Genomic DNA, 938 nt, shown 5'->3' with positions numbered 1-938 from the left:
CGCCGATCCCGATAAGCGGAACATTTCTTTTCTCCAGCCATGGCAATGTACTGAACTGAGAAATGAGGAAATGACGTAATTTTGACATCTCGTCCTCAGAAGGAAGGTCTTTTTTGAAAAAGTCCTGCTTCAATGTCAAAGCACCGAAAGGAAAACTATGAGACTCGACAAGCTTCCGATCTTTGAAATATGTAACCTCCGTACTTCCGCCACCGATATCCACCGTTATCCCTTCCGTTAGTGGAGTTGAATTGACCACCGCTAAATAACCGTAGTAAGCTTCTTCATGCTCAGAAAGGATTCTCATGTCAAAGCCTGTCTGCTCGGACACTTTCTTAATAATGTCTTCCTGATTACTGGCTTGGCGAATCGTTGCCGTTGCTACACAAACCATTTCTTCGAGCGTGTAGGATTCTGCTACTTCCTTGAAGCTATTCAATGTAGTAAGTAGCGTACGAACTCCTTCATCCGATAAATCCCCTTCTTCCTGGAGATGATTTCTTAAACGAGCGACGGCTTTCACGTTTTCAATCTCACGTAAACGCCCACCCTTCTCTCTCAAATAAATCACTAATCGCATCGTGTTGGAGCCTACATCAATAATCGCGTAATACTTTTTCGCCATCCTCTCACCCGCCTACATATTTTTTGCCATTATAACAGATTAATAGCTGAAGTGCCTTGTTCACCACGCACAAGCATTAGAACAATCATTGGTGAAAGGATTTTACTTCACCTAACGATTGGAAGAAAGAACTCGGTGTTATCCATTCCCTTTCCCCTGACTCTTGTGACTTAAGCACCCCCTCTGTGACAAATCATTTCATTCAGCAGATTTGTCTGTGCATGTCGAGTCCCTCAAGGCGATTGCATCTTCAACGGTAGGCACTGTACTGGATAGAGTATTTATGAAAATCGTCTAAAAAAATTATAAAAAA

At 42.5% G+C, this 938-nt stretch carries 1 pseudogene; it reads right to left on the bottom strand.

Features of this window, described 5'->3' with window-relative positions:
- Window positions 1-625 (bottom strand): annotated as a pseudogene (locus LD39_RS21255) (exopolyphosphatase); the annotation flags it as partial.
- Window positions 626-938 lie beyond the last annotated feature (313 nt).

It is taken from the genome of Halobacillus sp. BBL2006 (genome assembly GCF_000786645.1).
Taxonomy (GTDB): domain Bacteria; phylum Bacillota; class Bacilli; order Bacillales; family Halobacillaceae; genus Halobacillus.
Note: the sequence above shows the minus strand (reverse complement) of the source record. Positions and strands in the feature narration are given on the sequence as shown.